The sequence below is a fragment of the Chondrinema litorale genome (assembly GCF_026250525.1).
Classification (GTDB): Bacteria; Bacteroidota; Bacteroidia; order Cytophagales; family Flammeovirgaceae; genus Chondrinema; species Chondrinema litorale.
Genome location: NZ_CP111045.1, coordinates 78,305 through 98,783, shown reverse-complemented (window position 1 = coordinate 98,783; position 20,479 = coordinate 78,305). Strand labels below are relative to the sequence as shown.

The following is a 20,479-nucleotide window of genomic DNA, read 5'->3' as shown; positions in this document are numbered from 1 at the left end:
ATCAAATTCTATAAACATCTACCTGCTTATCTATTCGCTTAATGTTGATATTAGTTGAATGAAAAGTGTTACACTAGCAATCAATTATTGCGTGAGAGAAATACCCTCCATGTTTTCGAATTGAGCTTTTACTCCCCAACCACCCATATTTTCCAAAATGCCAAATGTAAGCGTATTTTTCCCTTTTTTAAGTGGTAAGTATAAGCCATCAAACAAGCCAATTGTACCCAAATAGCGATAATCTCTAGACCTAAAAATCCTTTGCCCTTCGTATATCGCATTGCCATTAAAAAAAACTTTGGCAATATCACTGTAGCCGAAATAAACCTTTTTGGTTTGATCAGTTTCTGAATAAATATCTATCGATGCCAGCACGATGTTATCTATTTCTGATATCTTGGTATACTTTGCTAGATTGAGAATGCCTTCCGACTCTACTGGATATTCATTCCATGTCAACTTTTCAGTTAAGCTTTGATGTAAAACTGTTCCTTCACCTAATGTCTCTTTGTTAGTTACATTTGACACCATCCAATTTTTAACCACCGTCTCTTCTAAAATGGGGATTTCCACATCATCTGGTAATAAAGTTGGTGTGGTTTGAGAATATTTAAAATTAGCATAATGAACTGGCCCCATAAAAGTGAACAATCCAATAGAACCACTTTCTTCTCCCCTTTTCAATTCTTCTACATGCAAAATAGGTTTCTCCATATCATCAAAATATATCTGGGTTTGGGTTCCCAAAACCACAATTTTTATCTTATGCCATTCATCAAATGTGTAATTAACTGGCGTAGCATAACGATCTCCATAATATAATTGCCAACCAGCTAAACCATTAAAAACCGGTGTATATTGGTTTGCATCTGGGTTGCCAGACTGATGTGGGCGAACATAAAAAGATTCGTAGTTACTAAAATCCTTTATCCTAAAAATCACATCATGGAAAGCCCTATGCTCTGGAAAATTGATGTCTACTTCTATGGTTCCATTTAGAAACTCAAAGTCTTTTAAGTACAGTCCACCAGATTTTAATAAGATACTTTCTTGGCCTTTGTAATTTTCTAGTTGATATTCGGCTTCTTCAAACTTCCATCTATCAGAAGAAAATGGCACTTGTGTTTGCTGGGCTATAGACCACACAGGAAATAATACTACCAACAGTATAAAAAAAGATTTTTTCATGTTTGAACTCTTTTAAATTTCAGATAATTTACCTTACAAATGAAGGTTTAACCGATTTGAAAAGTCGTTCAAGTAGAGTTCATTTAGCGTTCAAATCGCAGCTTTTTAGAAAAACCCTATGTCTGACAGCCAATATTTAGCCCTTTGCAGAAACCTGATAGAAAAAAAGCTCTATCCAGACCAGAAACAGGTAAAATTGAAGCAACGAGACTTCAATTACTTATCTGTAATGATCGAAGAAGCATCTGGGGTAGTGTTGAGTCTGTCAACCATGAAAAGATTATGGGCAACCGATGTAAAACAACCTCACCCTAGCACATTAAATGCCTTAGTCTCAATATTGGGTTTTAAGGAGTGGAATGATTTTAAACTAGCACATCAAACACAACCAAAAGTTCAAGAAATTCACCCACAAAAACTGCAAAAGAAATTATTACCTCTTGCAGTAGTAGTTACACTTTTACTTACCGGTTTTTTGTATTGGAGTTTTACCAAGGAAGACAGCAAAAGCAGTTTACAAATTAACGGGCCATTCAACTTCGCAGCAAATAAAACAGTTTCTAGTGGAGTGCCAAACTCGGTAATTTTTGATTATGATGTTGCCAATATAAAAGCGGATAGTTTTTTTATTCAGCAATCTTGGAATGCGCAAAACAAAGAAGCGATTAATCCCGAAGGCAAGCATTTTTCAAGCATTTACTATTATCCGGGTTTCCATAAAGCCAAGCTCATCGCTAATGATTCCATCCTAAAAGTGCATCGCATTCACATTACTACAGATGGCTGGAAAGCTTACACAGCACATTCAGATTATCAAGATATTCCATATTATCTCGATGATGATCTTATAAAAGATGGCATGTTACAAGCTTCTGAGAAACAGATTTCTGATGCTAAAACGGATTTGAACAAACCTTATATTCTTGTATTCAATAATGTAAAAGACTTTGGCAATATACAGAGCACAGATTTTCATTTTAATACCAAAGTAAGATGCGACAGTACAGACAAAGAGGTTTGCTCTAGTCTGGAAATCAGAATATTATGCGAAGACCACATCTATTTCATGGGGCTTACAGAACCTGGATGTGTAGGCAATGCAAACATGAAAATTGGCAATAAATACATCGATGGAAAAACAAACGATCTTTCTGGCTTTGGTGTAGATGTAAACCAGTGGAACGATTTCGATATAACAGTGCAAGACAAACACGCTATTTTAAAAGTTAACAATAACTCTGTATTAGAAACTACTTTCAATAAAGGTTTGGGCAAGATTGTCGGCTTGGTTATAGGTTTTAAAGGCAGAGGTTTTATAGATGAAGTTAGTCTACAAAATGGACAAGGTGAAATGGTTTATCATGACGATTTCATGAGTAATCTTTAGCAATTACTTTTTTAATTCCTTCTTTGTAAGGCGTAGGCTTAAAGTCGAATCGCTTTTCAAATTTTGAGCTGTTAAACACATAGTCTCTATCAACTTGGTAGAGCATTTCATACAATTCTTTCATTAAAGGATTGAACCAACCCATTATTTTTACAATGAATTTGCCTGCTACTTGTACCTTTGGTTTTACACCGAATTCAGCCGCAATCATATCTATCCACTCCTTGCCAGTTGGCGGATTTGAGGCTGTTGGTAAATGCCACACTTCTCCATAAGCATCATCAGTATTGCCTAATAATGCAGTGGCTTTGCCAGCATCGGGAGTATATGTAAAAGAGTGTTTGCAATTGAGATTACCTAACCAATTAGCTGTTTTACCCTTTGCAAAATTGTTGAAAACAGTTTCTGTAAGCACACTGTTTTGCCCGATTGCAGGTCCATAAAAATCTGCCGAGCGAGCGATTAATGCATTTATCTTTCCTTCATTAATATTACTCATTAGCACATCTGTAATCCAAGCGCGAACTTTCCCTTTCTCACTTGGTGGATTGATGGGAGTTTGTTCATCCATAGGACTCAAATGATCTTGATCGTACATATAGATATTGTCAAAGTACACCAGCTTACAACCATTTTCGATACATGCTTTAATTACATTATCCATTGTTTTGGGCCAGTTCTCTTTCCAAACCTTATAATTATATGGAAAGCCTACTGTGAGATAGACAATCTCTGAACCTGCAACCGCTTTCATTACATCGTCAGCATTGGTGAGATCTGCACTCAGCAACTCATCATTAGGATTTACCTTTTGTGGATTTCGACTAACTAATCTGATATCTTCGGTAAATTCGGTTAAAGATTTGGCAACTTCTTTTCCAATTACTCCACCTGCTCCAAGAATAGTTTGTTTACTCATTTTTTCTAAAAAATAATTTTGAAATGTATGCTCTTTCTAAAATTTCGTTGTAATCTTTAAATATCTTGATTTGGTTAGTCTTTAGATTGGCCTAATTTAATGGGATTTAATTAATTTTTAGGAGGTTTTTAGTCTTATAATCAGTTAATTAAAAATAAATTAATCAAATTAGTATAAAGCATTTTTTAAGCAGCTAAGATTAATTTTTTATGAGCTTTTCATTCTGAAATTTGAATCCCTTTAGAAAGTACCTAGTTTTGCTTTATCGTTAATTCGAAAATCTAATATGAAGAAATTACTGCCAAAAGGCACTGTAAATAAAAAAATTACCCTATCGCTTACCGATGCTGAAAGAAACCGTTACAAAGCTTTCTGCAAAGCCATTGGCATGAACTATTCTGAGGTATTTAGGTATTTTTGTAATGAGATGATTCAGAATGAGTGTAAAAGGCTAAAAGTGGATATTACCAACTTCGAACCGGAAATTCAATTTGAAATCAACACGGAAGAAGAACTCAAGAAAAACAGACAGTTAGATCTTTTCGGACAAGAATAATTATGTTTTACATTGCATTGCTTCGTGGAATAAATGTAAGTGGCCAGAAAAAAATTAAGATGGCTGAGCTTAAAACTATGTTTATAGACCTTAAGCTTGATAAAGTACAGACTTACATACAAAGTGGTAATGTGATTTTTGAAAGCAATGAAAAGGATAGCCTACTCCTTGCAGAAAAGATTAAAGCTAAAATTCTAGATACGTTCGGCTTTGATGTAGATGTATTTGTATACAATAAAGAAGATTTTGCCAAAAGGGTTAATGCAAGTCCTTTTAAGGATGAAGCTATAGAGAGTCTATATTTTACTTTTCTCTCAGAACAACCAAAGGAAATCCCCACTGAAAAGATTGAGAAAGCAAAAAAAGAGAGTGAGTCTATTCATTTCGATGGTGACACTATTTATCTCTGCTATAAAGAAGGGTATGGAAAAAGTAAAGTCACCAATAATTTTTTTGAGCAGAAATTGAAGCTTAAAGCTACCACCAGAAACTGGAAAACATCACAAAAGCTCCTCGAAATGATTAAGCAAGCTGAAGAAGCTTCATAATTCAATCAATTATCAGCTCTTTTACTTTTGTCTGCAAGACTGGTACAATATCTTCTTCAAACCAAGAGTTTTTCCGCATCCAAATATTATTTCTTGGTGAGGGATGCGGCAAAGGAATATAAGAAGGCAAGTATTCATAGAAAGTCTTTACTGTTTCAGTTAATGTCTTCTTTGATACTTTTTCTTTCAAATAATATTTCTGAGCATATTGCCCAATTAATAAGGTAAGTTGCAAGTTGGGCAATAGCTTTAATAGTTGACTATGCCACAAAGGAGCACATTCTTTTCGTGGTGGCAAATCGCCAGACTTCCCCCTACCCGGATAACAAAACCCCATTGGGATAATGGCAATCTTTTCAGTATTATAAAAAATATCTGTATCAATTCCCATCCATTCGCGTAGTCTTTTGCCACTTTGGTCGTCCCATGGAATACCAGATTGATGTACTTTAGTTCCAGGTGCCTGCCCTACTATTAAAATCTTACTTTTCTTATGTGCCGAAACAACAGGATTTGCACCTAGTGGTAGGTACTCTTGGCAAACAGTACATTTTCTAATTTCAGCTAATAAGTTTTCAAACATCTGCTAATTCTTTCATTTAAAAACACTTCATCAATTATAAATATAGTTTATGATGAAAAAAAATCATTAAAAAAACAGCCCTCTATACAACCAGTGGCCATTTTTTAAAAAAAAGTATATTTTTTTATTTTATATTGGAACGATCATTCCATTTTACCGTTTATCAATTTGGAACGATCGTTCTGTAATCTAAACTTAAAATTTTAAATCAAAAAGAAATGAGCAATCTATCAGGAAAAAAAGCAGTAATTACTGGCGGAAATAGTGGTATTGGTTACGAAACCGCTAAACTTTTTAAAGCTAAAGGTGCCGAGGTAATTATTACTGGCAGAAATTCTGAAAAAGTACAAATAGCCGCTGAAGAACTTGGAGTAAAAGGATTAGTGACAGATCAATCTGACTTAAAGGCAATTGAACGATTAGTAAGTGAAGTAAAAGAAACTTTTGGCAAAATAGATATCTTATTTATTAATGCTGGAATTGCCGCTTTTGCTCCTTTTGAAATGGTAACTGAAGAGCATTTAGATAATATTATGAACATCAATTTTAAAGGAGCATTTTTCACCCTACAAAAATTTACTCCAATATTAAAAGAAGGAGCTTCTGTAATTAACCTCTCTTCTTTAAATGCATATTCTGGTATGGATAATACAGTTGCATACGCTGCAAGTAAAGCTGCCATGAACTCATTTACAAGAACGGTTGCTCAAGAATTAGCACCTAAAAAAATTAGGGTAAATGCCGTATGCCCAGGACCAATTGAAACACCAATTTTTAGTAAAATGGGAATTGCTGATGCTGATCGTGAAGCTTTTGCTGCCAATGCAACTTCTAAAATTCCTTTAAAAAGATTTGGTAAGTCAGAAGAAGTGGCAGGTCTTGTTTCTTTTCTGGCCTCTGATGAAGCAGCATTTATTACTGGTAGCGAATATATGATTGATGGAGGTTTAGGCCTAAAAACCATTTGATTTTTAAAAAATAAAACAGATTTGATAAATTGCAGTAAATATTAAGCGCATTTACTGCAATTTATTTTTAATATGCCAAGAGTTAAACAATTCGATAAAGATGAAATATTAGCCAAAGCCATGAACCTATTCTGGCAAAAGGGTTACCATGCGACTTCAATTGGCGATTTGGTAGAATACACTGGGGTGAACAGACAAAGTTTGTATAGTACTTTTACTAATAAAGATGAATTGTTTAACCAAGCTTTTGAAAGATACAGAACTATCTATTTAAACAAAGCCTGTGATTTTCTTTCTACTAAATCTTCTGCCAAAGAGGGCATTAAAGATTTTTTCTTAAAAGCTATTGATAACTCTTTGAGTGACCCAGAACACAAAGGCTGCTTTGTACTCAACACCACTACAGAAATGGTTCCTGAGAACCCAAACTTGATGCGGGTAATCGCAGAACACCAACAAACTTTCGAGAAAATCCTAATAGAGTTTATGGAGAAAGGGATTACTCTTGGTGAGTTTCCAGAGAATATCGATTTGAAATCGACTGCTGCATTCCTAATTACCTTATACAATGGTTTAGTTGTGATGAGTAAGTTTAGAACTGAAAAAGAATACCTCACCAATATTTTAGATACTGCTCTCAAAGTACTCGATCACCCTGCTTAACTATTTTACTTTGTTACGCTTAGAAAAAATATAGTAAAGCGTAATACCGCTAAATAGACCAATTAATAAGAAAATTAAGAATCCACTACCCAAACTTTCCTGATTCCCTAATGCTATTTGCACTGTTTGATAACTAATATAGGCAAACAGAATAGCTATAATTGCATTGATATATCTAATTAACCTCGTTGCCTTTTTATACTGCCCTTCCGCATTGCTCTCAGTAATTTTAGTGGGATAATTGAAATTATGCGGAAACTTGGTCATAAAGAACAAGCTAATGAATAATACCATCGAAACAATTGGCAAAAACCAGATAGAGATTTTACTACTGTAATTATCTACATTCCCACGAATATTAAAATGGCTGGGAATGGTTTCAGGTAAACTGCCATAATGCATTATGATATTGATAAACATCCAGATTATGGCAAGTACGCCAATGGCTTCCATTAAATAATCGGCAGCAGTTCTTTTAATATAAATCTTAGGTCTGGTCATATTTAAATTAATAAATATTTCGGGTTAATTGTTTGCTTAATCTATAGTTAAATTACTACCCCACCAATCTGCGTTTGGTTGCCAATCCGGTTTAAACATATCCATTCTTTGTGCTTCGAGATTAGGTAATAATTCATTTCTAATTTTTTGATCTCTGGCATTATCTAAAACCACATCATATTCTTTATCTGGTATAGGAAATTGTGCATTTACTTCTTCTAACCATTTAAAAAGTTTTGTCTCCATTGTATGCACTCTTTCTGCATTTTGAAAAGCAAGCTCTTCCTGTTCTGAAATATCTTTAGCTAAATTGTGCAGTTCGTTTCTATCATCCTCCCAATAGTGTATCAGCTTCCAGTCTCCTTCTCTAATAATTGATGATGGTTCACCGCCTTGATTCCCGTAATGCGGATAATGCCAATACAATGTGCGCTCAGCAATTTCTTTTCCATCCATTAATGGTAATACGCTCACCCCATCCATATGCTGATCGGGTAAAAGCGGAATACCAGCCAGATCAAGTATTGTTGGAAATAAGTCCATCCCAGTTACTGGAGTATTTATATCATAATTTTCAGCTTTTAACCAAGGCACTTTAATAAAATAAGGTTCTCTAATACCTCCTTCCCATTGATAACCCTTACCACCTCTTTGTGGCAGATTGGAAGTAGAATAATTATCACCTGATGCCACTCCTCCATTATCAGATGTAAAAATTACGATGGTATTTTCTGCTAATCCGAGTTCTTCAAGCTTACTTGTTACAATTCCGACTGCTTCGTCCATCGTTTCTACCAAACCTCCGTAAACCGGATTATCTTGAACTGTTCTAATCGGCAAGACCCTTTCCATTTCGTAGCCATGATCTTTTATTCCCTGTGTTTCTGCTTTTTGCTTGTACTTATCCCATTTTTTTTGTGTGGTTTGAATTGGACCATGCACCGCATAAAAAGATAAGAAAGCGAAAAAGCTGGTATCTTTATGTTGTTCGATAAATGATGCTGTTTCATTTGCCAACCTCAAAGAGAGATTTTCTCCATCTTCATGATTTTCTAATTTCGGATTATTAAATGGTGAAAAGTAACCACCCATTGGACTCCCTTTTTCAAAACCACCTTTGTTTATTTCAAACCCGTGATCTTCTGGTAGCGAACCTTCTCCACCTAAGTGCCACTTGCCAGCAAAAAAAGTCATGTAACCTGCCTGTTTCATTGCTTCTGCTATGGTAATATCTTGAGCTGGCAAAGCATGGGTATATTCAGCAGGCAACAATTTATCATGTCTGTTATATGTTCTCCAATCTTCACCTGATGCAGCACCTATCCAATCGGTAATTCCATGTCTGGCAGTGGCTTTACCCAACATAATACTGGCTCTCGAAGGACTACAAACTCTACTTCCTGCATACGCTTGTGTAAAGCGAAATCCACTTACTGCAATTTTATCAACATTGGGTGTCTCATAGAATTTACTACCTGTAACACTTAAATCGTGCAAACCAAGATCGTCTACCAGAATAAATAATACATTTGGTTTTCTTAATTGCTCAACCGACTCATCTTTATCTTTACAAGAATATGTTATAACAAGTAAAAAAATTAGTAGGAGTTTATAGTTTTTCATTTTCTAAAATTAATCGATGTTATATGTATTTTTGATGCAATACCGCTTTATCTCAATGTGCTACAAATTAGATAAATACACAAGAAAATAGGTCTATTTTATCCATCTCAACTCACATTCCACAATTTTTACCATAATAAAAATGATTTTTACATTTTTATTATATGTTGCAACATATATATTTGCATTATAATTTTAAATAAGAATTCTAAAACATAAATAAATAAAACCATGACATCAGTAAAAGGAAAATGGGCAATTGACCCAATGCATAGCGAAATCCAATTTAAAGTAAAGCACCTTGTTATTTCAACCGTAACTGGAAGTTTCACTGCATTTGATGGTACTGTAGACGCTGACGGCGAAGAGTTTGAAGGCGCAAAAGTTGCATTTACTGCAGATACAGCCAGTGTTACTACTAACAATTCTGACAGAGATGGTCACTTAAAATCTGGTGATTTCTTTGATGCTGAAACTTATCCAAAACTTAGCTTTGAATCTACTTCATTCACTAAAACAGGTGATGATGAGTATGAATTAAAAGGTAACCTTACTATTAAAGATGTAACTAAAGAAGTTTCTCTTAAAGTTGAACATGGTGGTATTATGGTTGACCCTTACGGTAATACTAAAGCTGGTTTTGAAATCAGTGGTAAAGTAAACAGAAAAGAATATGGTCTTAACTGGAGTGCAGTTACAGAGGCTGGTGGTGTTGTTGTTGGAGATGACGTAAAGCTTCTTCTGAACGTTCAGGTTGCAAAACAATAAGTTAAAAACTTTCCTTTACTATTTAATATAGTAATACGCCATGGCCCGTGCGTAATTGCACGGGCCCATTTTTTTGTATTAATCTTAGAATTTATTAAAACTTTCTAAGTCGGCAATGTTTAAAGCTTGTATTTGTGTAAAAATTTTAATTAGCTTTAAACAATGCGTAAAATCTTTTCCATAGTATTTCTTTGTAGTTTCCTCTTCTATCAGATGGGACACTTTGCTGTGTCTTGGCTTATGGAAGGCTATTCAGATGTAGTATGGACTTATAAGATTGAAAAAAACCTTATAGAAAAAAAGGAATTTATCGAGTATGCTATTCCTTTTTCAACACCTTATCAATTAGACAGGCCAGATTTTTACCAAACTAATACCGAAATTGAAATTGATAACGAGTATTACAGAATTATAAAACAGCGCTACGCAAGAGATACACTTTTTGTGGTGTTTGTAAAAGATACAATAAAAAATAAAGTAGACGAATCTGTAAAAGAGTGGCAAACCTTTACTGCTGAATCTAACTCATCTTCTCAAAAAGGAAAAGAGTTTATTCGTTTCCTTATATCACCAAAGCCATTTTTACCAGTAGATTTTATCAAAATCGAATTAAATGCAGCTATATTGGCTGATGGTAAAAATAAAGGCTTTTTAATTAACCATTTTTCAGGTTTAACGCTGGAAATACCTGTTCCCCCACCGGAAAGCACTTCTTTATCATAACACATAACTTTCTCTCAGAACTAGTTTGTCTTTTCTGAAGATGCGACTATGTGTCTTGATATTTTCTAATGCCCTTTTGGCAACCATCTGTATTTCAACTTAAAGCAGCAGTTTTCTTTTGTTTCATATTAAATTTAACTGAAACAAGCTTCATAAGTCATTTTCTTGCAAAAGAGGCTGCTGCCCCTGAAGTAATTGTGATACAGATCGTATGTCATACATTATGGCTATCAGTATTTTATTGCGCCTGTTACTGATAGCCATAACAAGGGCTACACATATATATAGCTATCTCAATACAAACATCTTTTATTAAATGAAAATGAAAACAAATACTATATCTGCACTTTTATTAAGTTTATTTTTAGTTGCTATAACAAGTAATTTTAGCGAGTCTTTAGCACAAGGTTGTGTAGCAATTAGACACTTCTCTTCTTGTAATGGCAATAGTCTAGAATCTAATTTGGTAGAGAAAGGAAGCTGGCAAGTAGGTATGAACTACCGGTATTTTAGATCGTTCAGACATTTTAGAGGCACAGAAGAAGAACCAGACAGAGTATCAAATAACTCAGAAGTAATAAATAATGCGCACGCATGGGATTTTAACATCACTTACGGATTAAGTAGTAGATTATATACCAACTTGACTTTACCATTTGTAATCAATACCCGCTCCTCTTTGTACGAACATGGTCGCGAAGAAAGGAATACCACCTACTCTAGAGGCATGGCAGATGTGCGAATTGGAGTGGGTTATTGGTTACTAAACCCAGAAGAAAACGAAAAAGGAAACATTGCGATTGGAGCAGCTCTTAAACTGCCAACTGGAGATTATAATGCAAGCGATATTTTTTATAATGTAGGACCAGAAGGAACTCCTCAAGTAAGACCTGTAGATCAATCTATACAACCTGGCGATGGTGGTTTCGGTATTAGCTTCGATATCCAGATTTACAAGAAAGTTAGTGAAAGGTTATTTGCTTATGGTAGTGGCTTTTACCTTATCAACCCAAGAGAAACGAATGGAACCAGAACCTTCCGCGAAACCTTGAGTCCGATTTTACAGAATGAAGCTATCATGGCTGTACCAGACCAGTTTTCTGTGAGAGGTGGATTAAATTACGCTTTTCCAGTAACTGGATTAGGTGGTTCTTTAGGATTGAGATACGAAGGTGTACCTGTTGAAGACCTTGTTGGGGGAAATCAAGGATTTAGAAGACCGGGCAATGTACTTTCAGTTGAGCCAGGCATAAGTTATATGAAAGACAATGTGACATTAGGGTTGAATGTTCCTATTGCGGTAAGAAGAGATAGACCGCAAAGTATTACTGATATGGAAACAGAACAAAGTACTGGCAATCCAAGAAATGGCGATGCCGCATTTGCTGATTACCTTATCAACTTTTCTATCTCTTACAGAATTGGTAAAAAGCTAGAATATCCTGTTTTGCCAAATGGCACATTCAACAATTAAAAGAAATTAGTAATCTGTAATATAATTCCATAGAGGTTGTGATTTTTTATTGCAACCTCTTTTGTTTTATAAGTTAGTAAATAATGTTTATTGATTCAATTTTCTTGCAGTCTTTCTATCATATCTTCATAAGCTCCAGATAATGCATTCTCTTGCCCAGTTAGTTCTTCTACACGGATAAAAAATTGAATTAGAATGAGATCGATATTCTCCATCTGATGGGTTTCTGCTTCAAAATATAAATCAACTATTTTATTAATAGACCTTTGAGTGATGATATCTTGCAATCCATAAACCAGCGTGAGTCTTTGCGTTGTTTCAAAATCTAATTCGGAAACGATGCCTGTAGATTTGGTAGTTTCCCAAGCTGTTTTCGTCATCATGGCATCGACTAAGCTTTGTTGATTTGTTAAAACTCCCAGATCAAAAAAGTCTTTCTTCTTTAATTCTTGCTTCAAGCTATCATTCTTATTAGTAATGAGGCTATCTAATCTGCTTTTAATTTGTTGATGACTTTTTCTCCACCGCTCTAAGATTTTTACATTTATCTCAAGCTCTTTTTTGAGGCTTTCAACTGCTATTTCTTTTTGCTTGTTGATTTTATAAGTATCGTATAGCTTGTTAATAAAAAGTGCGAATAAAACACTAAAAATGATCAGGAAACCTTCAGCCAAATATCTCTTCATATAATTGGGTTTATATATTCTATTAAAAATAGTATGCAGTTTTAATACACACAAACCCAATCCACTTTACTCATTTTGATGTATTTTAATCTATGATTATTGCTAAAAGAAAAAAAGCGAAAGTTCTCCACTCCCGCTTTTAAATCTTGTCAGTTTATTAAATTATCGCATGAAACTAAACATTAGATTGTGTAAATCTCAAAAGGTTTAATTCACGTGAAAAATTTAATTCTTATTCCTTTCTTAAATGCACAATTGGGTTTGCTAAAGCAGCTCTTAAGGTGTTAAAACCAATTGTAAAAGCTGCAATCAATGCGACTAAAGAACCTGCCAGCAGTACACTTATAAAGTCTACTTTAATTCTATAGGAGAATTGTTGGAGCCAATCATTCATAAAATAAATAGACAATGGAATACCAATGACAAAACCGATGAGGATGAGTAGCATAAATTTTCTTACTACCAACATTACAATTTGAGGTACTGTAGAGCCTAGCACTTTTCTAATGCTAATTTCTTTGCTTTTTTCTTCTGTGGTAAATAATACAATTCCGTATAATCCCATGCATGAAATTATGATGCTGAGAGCAGCAAAAATACTAAAGAGTTTTAAGAATCTTCTTTCACTATTGTAAACTGCCTGATAAGTTTCGTCTACAAATTGAAAACTAAAATATTCGTCTGGTGAGAAGTTTTTCCAAATGGTTTCAATATCATCTAGTGTTGAGAAAACATCATTAGTTTTTAATCTGATTATGATATTATCTGGGCTAAGTCTAGTACCGGGAGGAACTGTACAAAACACTACAGGAATTACATTAGATAGCAAAGATTGATAATGATAATTATCAACAACACCAATTACCTCATGCCTTGTATCGTCAATTTCAATCATGCTTTTAACGGGGTCTTTTCCCCCCATTACATCCATTGCTGCTTTGTTTAGAATCACCTGACTCTCAGCACTAAAATCCGTTTCTCTTACAAAGTTTTGTCCATGTATAAATGGAATTTCCAAGGTTTCAAAAAAGTCTTGATCTATAGATACAATATGAATTGATTTTTTATTTACTCGAGAGGTCTCATCCCACGATAAACTTCCTGTATTATTCATTTGGCTCGGCAAAGACTCTCCTGAAACGGTTACAGCTTCTACAGCGGAAAGCTTTGCTATTTCCTCTTTTACTAATTTAATTTTTTCTTGGGTTGCTCTATCTTCTACCTTTATTGTAAGCAATTGCTCCTTGTTAAACCCAAGGTTTTTGTGTGACATAAAATCGACCTGTCTGTAAACAATTAAAGAAGAAATAATTAGAAATACTGATACTGCAAACTGAAATGATACCAATATTTTTTGCAGGTTATTTTTACGAGTTTGATTGGCCTGTTTATTCAATATTTTACTTACCGAAACAGAGGTGAGCAACCAAGCTGGGTATAAACCAGCTAATGTGCCACATATAAAAACTAATGCAACAAATAAGCTAATAGATTCTCTACTCAGTAATATAGAAAATGGAATTGGTTTAGCTAAAAAGCTTGTAAATATTGGCCATAAAATATATACCAACAATATTCCCATAATCATACTTAAACACAAAGTAATATTAGACTCTGTTAAAAACTGAACAAGAAGTTGTTTTTTGCTAGCACCCAAAACTTTTCTCACTCCCACTTCTTTAGCCCTTTTATTTACTCTGGCTCCCATTAAATTAAGGTAATTGATAGTTGCTATAAGAATTATAAAGAAACCGATAATGGTAAAAGTGATAATGTTATCTATACTTGTTTCTGCATTCGCTCCACTTATTTCTGAAGAATATAAGTGAACTTCTTTTAAAGGTTGAAAATAAAATGAGCGATTTGAAACAAAATCTGCCCCTAATGCTCGCTCTACAATATTTGGAAATTGTGATTCTATTCTTGTTACATCAGTCTTTTTGGGTATGTAAACATATGTATGCAACCAATTAAATCCCCAGTGTTTATTAAACCTGCTATATAAATCAAAAGCGTTAGAAATAGACCCCAACACCTCAAAAGGTAAATCTGTATTGGAGGGTAGGGCTTCCATTACTCCATCGATACGCATTGTTATATTAGCATTTCCATCGTAAATTTTAATGGGCAAAAGCTTACCAACTGGGTTTACTCCTTCACCAAAATATTTAATTGATACTTCTTCTGTGAGCACCACTGTATTTTTCTCTGTTAATGCATGCTTGGGATCACCGTATTTAAATGGCAAATCGAACACATTGAACATCGACGAATCTGCCCAGTAAAAATTTTCTTCGTAGTATTTTTGACTGTCTAACTCAACAAAAACCGGATCGTTACCAAACCGAGCAAATTGCATAGAAGATTCAAAATCTGTTAAAAATGCATCTGCAAGCGGTGTTGGTGTAGACCTCACCAGATTTTTAGACTCTGGATTATACTGTAAGACTCTATAGATGTTTTCGCCTTTAGCGTGGAAATTATCATAGCTTAATTCGTAGCTTACAAAAGCATAGATAAACAAAAAAGACATTAAACTTATGGTGAGCCCAAGCAGATTTATTACAGTAAATAATCTGTGTTGCAATAAAGATCGAACACTGATTTTTATATTGTTATGAATCATAAGTGTATCAATTACTAGGAGAAAAAGTGTTTTTACATTTTTAAAATTATGGATTCTAAAAGCCATTAATACAGCTTTTAAATAACCGAAATACAACTTTACACTAGATTGAGATTCGCTTTTCCATTCAAACCATTCGTGTAAATCTCCAATTATTTCATCAGCAAATCTCTCTTTAAACATTGCTTCAAGTAGCGAATCAATCCATTTTGGTGGGTATCTTTTCATAAGCAATTATGGATTTATACCGGGCATCAACTTCCATAGTTTATCGCGTAGATTCCTAGCATTCTCTAGTGCTGCCCTACCATCAGAAGTAATTTTATATAAACGCTTACTTCTTCCTCCTCTAGCATTGCTCGCCCCTCCAACATAAGAGTCAACAAATCCTTTTTCTTCTAATCGATATAAAGCTGTATGTATCGTACTCACAGTTACAGTTCTACCAGTTTGTTCTTCTATTTCTTTTAAAATAGAAATACCGTAAGCATCACCATTCAGAATGCCGACCATGAGTAGGATCATCTCTTCAAACTCTCCCAAATGGGTTCCTTTCATAATTTAGTTATGATTATATTCGTAAATGTAAATCAAATATATTTATTACATTCTTAAATGCCAATTAAATAAGTAATAAATTATAAAACTGTATAAAAGAGAATTAAATTTATTTGATAATTGAACAAAAGATCTGAAGTGAATTGAAGCTAAACATTTATACTTTTGAGACTTCAAAAAGGATCATTTCTATTCAAGCTTCTTGATATAAAGTATAAATACACATAATAAAAGCGTAAAAAACTAGAGATTTAAGATTTTAACAAATTTTAAGGCTTTAAGTTTTGTATTTAAAATTTCAAGTGTATACTTTAGTGCCAATTATAGATATAACAAAAAGATATAATATTTCTATCTCCTAGTTGCTATATCAAATTCAATAACATACATCTAAAAGTACTGTAAGCCAAAAGTGAACTCTAAAGTTAATATATCAAATTTAAGCTCTGCAATATTTATGTTGATTGCAGCTCTTTGGTTATTTGGTATATCTAACAGTTTCGCAGCAGATTGGCAAACACAAAAACACTTACAAGAAACTACGCTAGGTAAAGATGCTACCTTTCATGCAAATAATGCTTTACCCACATCTCATAACAACAAATCTGTTTTAGAAGAATCACTTAATTCGGAAAAATCAGAAGAAGAAGACTCTGAAGATAAAAATACCAAGACTAGCTTTAGCCTAATATTCAACACGGTTTATACACCCTGCTTATGGGTTGACTATCCTCAGTTCAATCATAAGCAACAATTTTCTCTGTTGAGCAAGCCAGATATCTTTATTCTGAATTGCTCATTCCTTATTTAAATCTCCCAATTCTACGTTTTTATTTCCCCATTTAAGACTCAAAAGTCTTAACTAATGGTTATCTAAAACCTTGTTTGCTGACTCATTTCTAATTGCTAAGATTAGATTGCTAACCAATTATTAAAGGTGAAAGGAGAAAGAATGCAAGCTATATAACATAGTGTAGAATACATATTCAATAATCATCCGTATTGAATATTAGTGCAGATGGAGAGCAGATGAAATTGGTTATAGTTAGAACAACTTATTTAGATGAGAAGTGAAAATGTAGAGTTCTAGTGGCAATAACACATTATTATAAAGAGAATTTCTTCATGATCTGAAAATAAATTATACACCAGTTATGAAATAACTAAAGGTAAAGGACAAATTGAGAAACAAACACATAAAAACATGCTTATGGGAGTAATTTCCTTTGCCAATAGTAAAGTTAGATTTGCTTTTATGTTGATGAATTTTAAAATGAACTTTCTATTGGTAAATAAAGAATTGTCTCCAACCCATTTTAATTGCAATACTAAACGAAGTAATGCTAAACACTTAACCAATATCGATTAATAGCTTTAACCATCAGGCAATGAGTCTGTAAAAATTTTTAGAAGAATTTATATTACAGCTCATTGCCTATTTTAAAAAACATACTATACACAAAACCAATAATTACTACTATGCAATTAGTAAACACATTCATTAAAAATGACATAAGTTTAAATCAAAACCTTAACTCTAATAAAAGTCAATTGTAGAGAAAAATCTAGAGACATTACAACACAAGTAAGAGATAATATAAATTGTATATATATGGAAAAGATTAAGACAATAGGTTAAGCTACTTTAATGGTCTATCTATTGCCATAATCAAGTTCCTAGTGTCTCCACATAGGTTGTACATAAATGCATTTGACTAATTGTTTGGTTTTAAAACATATTAAGCTAAATGCGCTACATAGATTACTTGACTTTAACTATGAGCTACAGTTGTTAATTAGCATTATAGCTAAAAGATTAAGCTTAGTTTTTTGCATTAGTACAATCTTGTAGGAGATTAAAAAGATATCGTTAAGGAAAGCCTGAGTAACATAGATATCGACATTTATAGACAAAAATTTTCATACCTAATTGATCATTTAATACTTAACAATCAACGTTTCCCAGCCGATTTCTCATAGTGAATTTTTCACGTCGGCTGATGTAAGATAAAGAAACCGGATTTTTTCCGGTTTTTTTATTTTCAATGCTTTCTAAGCTTATCGCATTTAAAGTTATTTCTTTATAGTGCAAACTCTATTGAACGGAAATTGAGAATTTGTAATTAGAATTCTTCTTTTTACTATTAAAATATAACTTGAGTAAGTTTTGCATCTCTACTGAATATAATATTTCTCTCCATCACAATAAGTTACAGTTATTCATTTATTTAATTCAACTCTGTATAAGATATATTAAACTTCTTAACAAAAGCAGTTCAACTTAGTAAGTAATATAATTACTCTTATTTGGGCGTTTAAATATGTACGATCTATCAAAAGAAAATTTCAGTTATTACTTACATTCATAATTTTTTATTTAAAGCTTACACGAATTTAACTATCATACAAGATCAGTGAAAATTGGTTAAGATTAGTACAATTTAATCTCACCAATAAGTGATATAGTATGGCTAAGTTAAAAGTTTACCTCATCGCATTTTTCCCATTTTTTTCTACTTATGTATATGCCCAAACAGAATATTCTATTGCACGTGAATGGAACGAAGTATTACTTACCTGCATCAGAAATGATTATGCACGTCCTACAATTCATGCAAGAAACCTTTTTCACATTTCTGCTGCCATGTACGACGCTTGGGTGGTAACCAGTAAAACAACCGCCAAACCGTATTTTCTCAATAAAAATGTAGGAGGTTTTTACACACCTTTTGAAGGTTTTACCTATGCCGGTACCAACATAGAAGATGCTCAAAAAGAAGCCATAACTTATGCTGCTTATCGGTTAATTAATTACAGATTTAGAAATGCACCTCGATATGCCATTGCCAAAAATTATATTGATAGTTTGATGAATACTTTAGGGTATAATCCTAGCATAATCAGTACTAATTATGCTTCTGGTTCAGCCGCCGCATTGGGTAATTTTATTGCCAGACAAGTAATTCTTTATGGCCAGCAAGATGGCTCTAACGAATTAGATAATTATGAAAACATGTATTACGAGCCAATCAATGATCCACTCGAGCTGTCAGAATATTCAAATGAGTTTGTCACTGATCCGAATAGATGGCAACCATTGATTTTAAGTGTTCCATTTATAGACCAAAGTGGCAACCTCATTAACTTTTCAATAGTAGATTTTTTAAGTCCAGAATGGGGTAATGTAATTCCTTTTGCCTTAGACGATGAAGACAAGACTACTTATACCAGAGATGGTAATACTTACCAAGTTTATTGTGATCCCGGACCTCCACCTTTTATTAATACAACAACTAGTAACGGAATAGATGATCCCTATAAATGGGGATTTAGTATGGTATCTGTTTGGGGAAGCCATCTAAGTCCATTTGATAGCGTAATGATCGATATTTCACCAAATAGCATTGGCAATATCTCTTTAGAATCACTCCCAAATAAATTCGAAGATTATCAAAATTTCTATGATTTCTATAGTGGGCAAGATAATAGCCAAGGTTATACAGTTAACCCAAAAACAGGAAACCCCTATAATGTACAAATGGTACCAAGAGGTGATTATGGAAGAGTATTAGCAGAATTTTGGGCAGATGGACCAGACTCAGAAACTCCTCCTGGCCACTGGTACACTATTTTAAATTATGTGAGTTATCATCCGAAGTTTGTGAGACGGTATAAAGGTATAGGCCAAAGACTAAATAAACTAGAATGGGATATTAAAGCTTATTTTATTCTAGGTGCAACAATGCATGATGCGGCCATTGCCGCTTGGAGTGTAAAGGGATATTACGATTATATAAGACCAATTTCGGCAATCAGATACATGGCTTCAAAAGGGCAATCTACTAATACCCAATTACCTAATTATTCTCCAGAAGGATTACCTCTAATTGATGGATACATAGAACTAATTACTGAAAATGATACCTTGGTAGGAGAAAATAATGAAAACTTAAATAAGATAAAAGTATACTCTTGGAGCGGGCATAAGTTCGATCATGACCAAAATGTTTATGAAACTAAAGTCTCTTGGATTTTAGCTGAAGAATGGTGGCCATATCAACGACCATCTTTCGTTACTCCACCATTTGCCGGTTATGTTTCTGGTCATTCTACCTATTCAAGAGCCGCCGCAAATGTAATGACATTGCTTACAGGTGATGAATATTTTCCAAACGGATTAGGTGAATTTGTAGCAGAAAAAAATAAGTTCCTATTCTTTGAAGAAGGCCCATCTCAAGACATAGTATTACAATGGGCTAAATATTATGATGCAGCTGATCAATGCAGTTTATCTAGAATCTGGGGTGGCATTCATCCACCTGCCGATGATATTCCCGGAAGAATAATGGGGGCTCATGTTGGAAAAAAAGCATTTAATCAAGCTGATAAATATATTAATAATATAATTTCTAGTACTACAAGTAATGCTGTATTAGAACCGGTTGTTTTTCCTAACCCAACAAATGGTATCATTCATTTGTCATTCAACTTCATCAAAAATTATAATTACATCCAAATCTTTAATCAAAATGGTAAATTGATACCAGAAGATTTATACTCATTTGAAAATGATGGAAGCGATTTAAGAATTAATGTAGAAAGGTTAAATAGTGGAGTTTACTTTATTTTAGATAAAGATGGAAACTCTTATAAAATATTTAAAGATTAGATCGATATGAATCCCAAAAAACTTAAACCCTCCAAGCAG

General features: G+C 33.6%; 18 protein-coding genes. 10 read left to right on the top strand and 8 right to left on the bottom strand.

Annotated features, from left to right (window positions below; all coding sequences use genetic code 11):
• Positions 1-84: 84 nt before the first annotated feature.
• Positions 85-1,188, bottom strand: a complete 1,104-nt coding sequence (locus tag OQ292_RS23305) for a LamG domain-containing protein (protein WP_284686788.1) — start codon at positions 1,186-1,188, stop codon at positions 85-87.
• Positions 1,189-1,306: 118 nt separating this feature from the next.
• Between OQ292_RS23305 and OQ292_RS23300 the strand changes: the two genes are divergently transcribed.
• The gene (locus OQ292_RS23300; RefSeq protein WP_284686787.1) at positions 1,307-2,575 is read left to right on the top strand and encodes a LamG domain-containing protein; all 1,269 of its coding nucleotides are present in this window, start codon (positions 1,307-1,309) and stop codon (positions 2,573-2,575) included.
• On the opposite strand, the gene OQ292_RS23295 is transcribed toward OQ292_RS23300, so the two are convergent.
• The gene (locus tag OQ292_RS23295; protein WP_284686786.1) at positions 2,559-3,494 is read right to left on the bottom strand and encodes an NAD-dependent epimerase/dehydratase family protein; all 936 of its coding nucleotides are present in this window, start codon (positions 3,492-3,494) and stop codon (positions 2,559-2,561) included. The two genes, OQ292_RS23300 and OQ292_RS23295, sit on opposite strands and share 17 nt — an antisense overlap.
• 286 nt (positions 3,495-3,780) lie before the next feature.
• On the opposite strand from OQ292_RS23295, the gene OQ292_RS23290 reads away from it, so the two are divergent.
• Positions 3,781-4,050 carry a hypothetical protein gene (locus OQ292_RS23290; RefSeq protein WP_284686785.1) on the top strand — a complete coding sequence of 90 codons (270 nt, stop codon included), beginning with the start codon at positions 3,781-3,783 and terminating at the stop codon, positions 4,048-4,050.
• Between the two features lie 2 nt (positions 4,051-4,052).
• The gene (locus OQ292_RS23285) at positions 4,053-4,598 is read left to right on the top strand and encodes a DUF1697 domain-containing protein (protein WP_284686784.1); all 546 of its coding nucleotides are present in this window, start codon (positions 4,053-4,055) and stop codon (positions 4,596-4,598) included.
• A gap of 1 nt (position 4,599) precedes the next feature.
• On the opposite strand, the gene OQ292_RS23280 is transcribed toward OQ292_RS23285, so the two are convergent.
• On the bottom strand, positions 4,600-5,181 hold the full coding sequence (locus OQ292_RS23280; RefSeq protein ID WP_284686783.1) for a uracil-DNA glycosylase family protein: 582 nt from the start codon (positions 5,179-5,181) through the stop codon (positions 4,600-4,602).
• Positions 5,182-5,399: 218 nt separating this feature from the next.
• On the opposite strand from OQ292_RS23280, the gene OQ292_RS23275 reads away from it, so the two are divergent.
• Positions 5,400-6,149: an SDR family oxidoreductase gene (locus OQ292_RS23275; protein ID WP_284686782.1), complete on the top strand. Its 750-nt coding sequence runs from the start codon at positions 5,400-5,402 to the stop codon at positions 6,147-6,149.
• A gap of 72 nt (positions 6,150-6,221) precedes the next feature.
• The gene (locus OQ292_RS23270) at positions 6,222-6,812 is read left to right on the top strand and encodes a TetR/AcrR family transcriptional regulator (RefSeq protein ID WP_284686781.1); all 591 of its coding nucleotides are present in this window, start codon (positions 6,222-6,224) and stop codon (positions 6,810-6,812) included.
• Here the strand turns inward: OQ292_RS23270 and OQ292_RS23265 are convergent, their stop codons facing one another.
• Positions 6,813-7,313: a DUF1648 domain-containing protein gene (locus OQ292_RS23265; protein ID WP_284686780.1), complete on the bottom strand. Its 501-nt coding sequence runs from the start codon at positions 7,311-7,313 to the stop codon at positions 6,813-6,815.
• Between the two features lie 36 nt (positions 7,314-7,349).
• Positions 7,350-8,936 (bottom strand): sulfatase, encoded by a 1,587-nt coding sequence (locus OQ292_RS23260; protein ID WP_284686779.1) that lies wholly within the window; start codon positions 8,934-8,936, stop codon positions 7,350-7,352.
• A gap of 231 nt (positions 8,937-9,167) precedes the next feature.
• Between OQ292_RS23260 and OQ292_RS23255 the strand changes: the two genes are divergently transcribed.
• From OQ292_RS23255 to OQ292_RS23245, 3 genes are all read left to right on the top strand, one after another.
• Positions 9,168-9,704, top strand: a complete 537-nt coding sequence (locus OQ292_RS23255; RefSeq protein WP_284686778.1) for a YceI family protein — start codon at positions 9,168-9,170, stop codon at positions 9,702-9,704.
• A gap of 162 nt (positions 9,705-9,866) precedes the next feature.
• Entirely contained in the window at positions 9,867-10,427 is a 561-nt protein-coding gene (locus tag OQ292_RS23250) for a hypothetical protein (RefSeq protein WP_284686777.1), read from the top strand.
• 316 nt (positions 10,428-10,743) lie between these two features.
• Positions 10,744-11,901, top strand: coding sequence for a hypothetical protein (locus OQ292_RS23245; RefSeq protein WP_348970656.1), 1,158 nt, complete (start codon positions 10,744-10,746; stop codon positions 11,899-11,901).
• Positions 11,902-11,996: 95 nt separating this feature from the next.
• On the opposite strand, the gene OQ292_RS23240 is transcribed toward OQ292_RS23245, so the two are convergent.
• The 3 genes from OQ292_RS23240 to OQ292_RS23230 form a co-directional block, all read right to left on the bottom strand.
• The gene (locus OQ292_RS23240) at positions 11,997-12,587 is read right to left on the bottom strand and encodes a hypothetical protein (protein WP_284686776.1); all 591 of its coding nucleotides are present in this window, start codon (positions 12,585-12,587) and stop codon (positions 11,997-11,999) included.
• Between the two features lie 232 nt (positions 12,588-12,819).
• A complete protein-coding gene (locus OQ292_RS23235) occupies positions 12,820-15,441 on the bottom strand; it encodes an FtsX-like permease family protein (protein ID WP_284686775.1) in 2,622 nt (873 codons plus the stop codon).
• Positions 15,442-15,447: 6 nt separating this feature from the next.
• Positions 15,448-15,771: a PadR family transcriptional regulator gene (locus OQ292_RS23230; RefSeq protein WP_284686774.1), complete on the bottom strand. Its 324-nt coding sequence runs from the start codon at positions 15,769-15,771 to the stop codon at positions 15,448-15,450.
• Between the two features lie 457 nt (positions 15,772-16,228).
• On the opposite strand from OQ292_RS23230, the gene OQ292_RS23225 reads away from it, so the two are divergent.
• The gene (locus OQ292_RS23225; protein WP_284686773.1) at positions 16,229-16,582 is read left to right on the top strand and encodes a hypothetical protein; all 354 of its coding nucleotides are present in this window, start codon (positions 16,229-16,231) and stop codon (positions 16,580-16,582) included.
• Positions 16,583-18,238: 1,656 nt separating this feature from the next.
• Positions 18,239-20,440, top strand: coding sequence for a T9SS type A sorting domain-containing protein (locus OQ292_RS23220; RefSeq protein WP_284686772.1), 2,202 nt, complete (start codon positions 18,239-18,241; stop codon positions 20,438-20,440).
• Positions 20,441-20,479: the final 39 nt, after the last annotated feature.

Bases quoted from the DNA above. Each gene is read 5' to 3' on its own strand.
- OQ292_RS23300 (WP_284686787.1), top strand. From the start codon at position 1,307: ATGTCTGACAGCCAATATTTAGCCCTTTGCAGAAACCTGATAGAAAAA.
- OQ292_RS23235 (WP_284686775.1), bottom strand. From the start codon at position 15,441: ATGAAAAGATACCCACCAAAATGGATTGATTCGCTACTTGAAGCAATG.
- OQ292_RS23270 (WP_284686781.1), top strand. From the start codon at position 6,222: ATGCCAAGAGTTAAACAATTCGATAAAGATGAAATATTAGCCAAAGCC.
- OQ292_RS23290 (WP_284686785.1), top strand. From the start codon at position 3,781: ATGAAGAAATTACTGCCAAAAGGCACTGTAAATAAAAAAATTACCCTA.
- OQ292_RS23260 (WP_284686779.1), bottom strand. From the start codon at position 8,936: ATGAAAAACTATAAACTCCTACTAATTTTTTTACTTGTTATAACATAT.
- OQ292_RS23265 (WP_284686780.1), bottom strand. From the start codon at position 7,313: ATGACCAGACCTAAGATTTATATTAAAAGAACTGCTGCCGATTATTTA.
- OQ292_RS23305 (WP_284686788.1), bottom strand. From the start codon at position 1,188: ATGAAAAAATCTTTTTTTATACTGTTGGTAGTATTATTTCCTGTGTGG.
- OQ292_RS23245 (WP_348970656.1), top strand. From the start codon at position 10,744: ATGAAAATGAAAACAAATACTATATCTGCACTTTTATTAAGTTTATTT.
- OQ292_RS23250 (WP_284686777.1), top strand. From the start codon at position 9,867: ATGCGTAAAATCTTTTCCATAGTATTTCTTTGTAGTTTCCTCTTCTAT.
- OQ292_RS23255 (WP_284686778.1), top strand. From the start codon at position 9,168: ATGACATCAGTAAAAGGAAAATGGGCAATTGACCCAATGCATAGCGAA.
- OQ292_RS23280 (WP_284686783.1), bottom strand. From the start codon at position 5,181: ATGTTTGAAAACTTATTAGCTGAAATTAGAAAATGTACTGTTTGCCAA.
- OQ292_RS23220 (WP_284686772.1), top strand. From the start codon at position 18,239: ATGGCTAAGTTAAAAGTTTACCTCATCGCATTTTTCCCATTTTTTTCT.
- OQ292_RS23275 (WP_284686782.1), top strand. From the start codon at position 5,400: ATGAGCAATCTATCAGGAAAAAAAGCAGTAATTACTGGCGGAAATAGT.
- OQ292_RS23285 (WP_284686784.1), top strand. From the start codon at position 4,053: ATGTTTTACATTGCATTGCTTCGTGGAATAAATGTAAGTGGCCAGAAA.
- OQ292_RS23230 (WP_284686774.1), bottom strand. From the start codon at position 15,771: ATGAAAGGAACCCATTTGGGAGAGTTTGAAGAGATGATCCTACTCATG.
- OQ292_RS23225 (WP_284686773.1), top strand. From the start codon at position 16,229: ATGTTGATTGCAGCTCTTTGGTTATTTGGTATATCTAACAGTTTCGCA.
- OQ292_RS23295 (WP_284686786.1), bottom strand. From the start codon at position 3,494: ATGAGTAAACAAACTATTCTTGGAGCAGGTGGAGTAATTGGAAAAGAA.
- OQ292_RS23240 (WP_284686776.1), bottom strand. From the start codon at position 12,587: ATGAAGAGATATTTGGCTGAAGGTTTCCTGATCATTTTTAGTGTTTTA.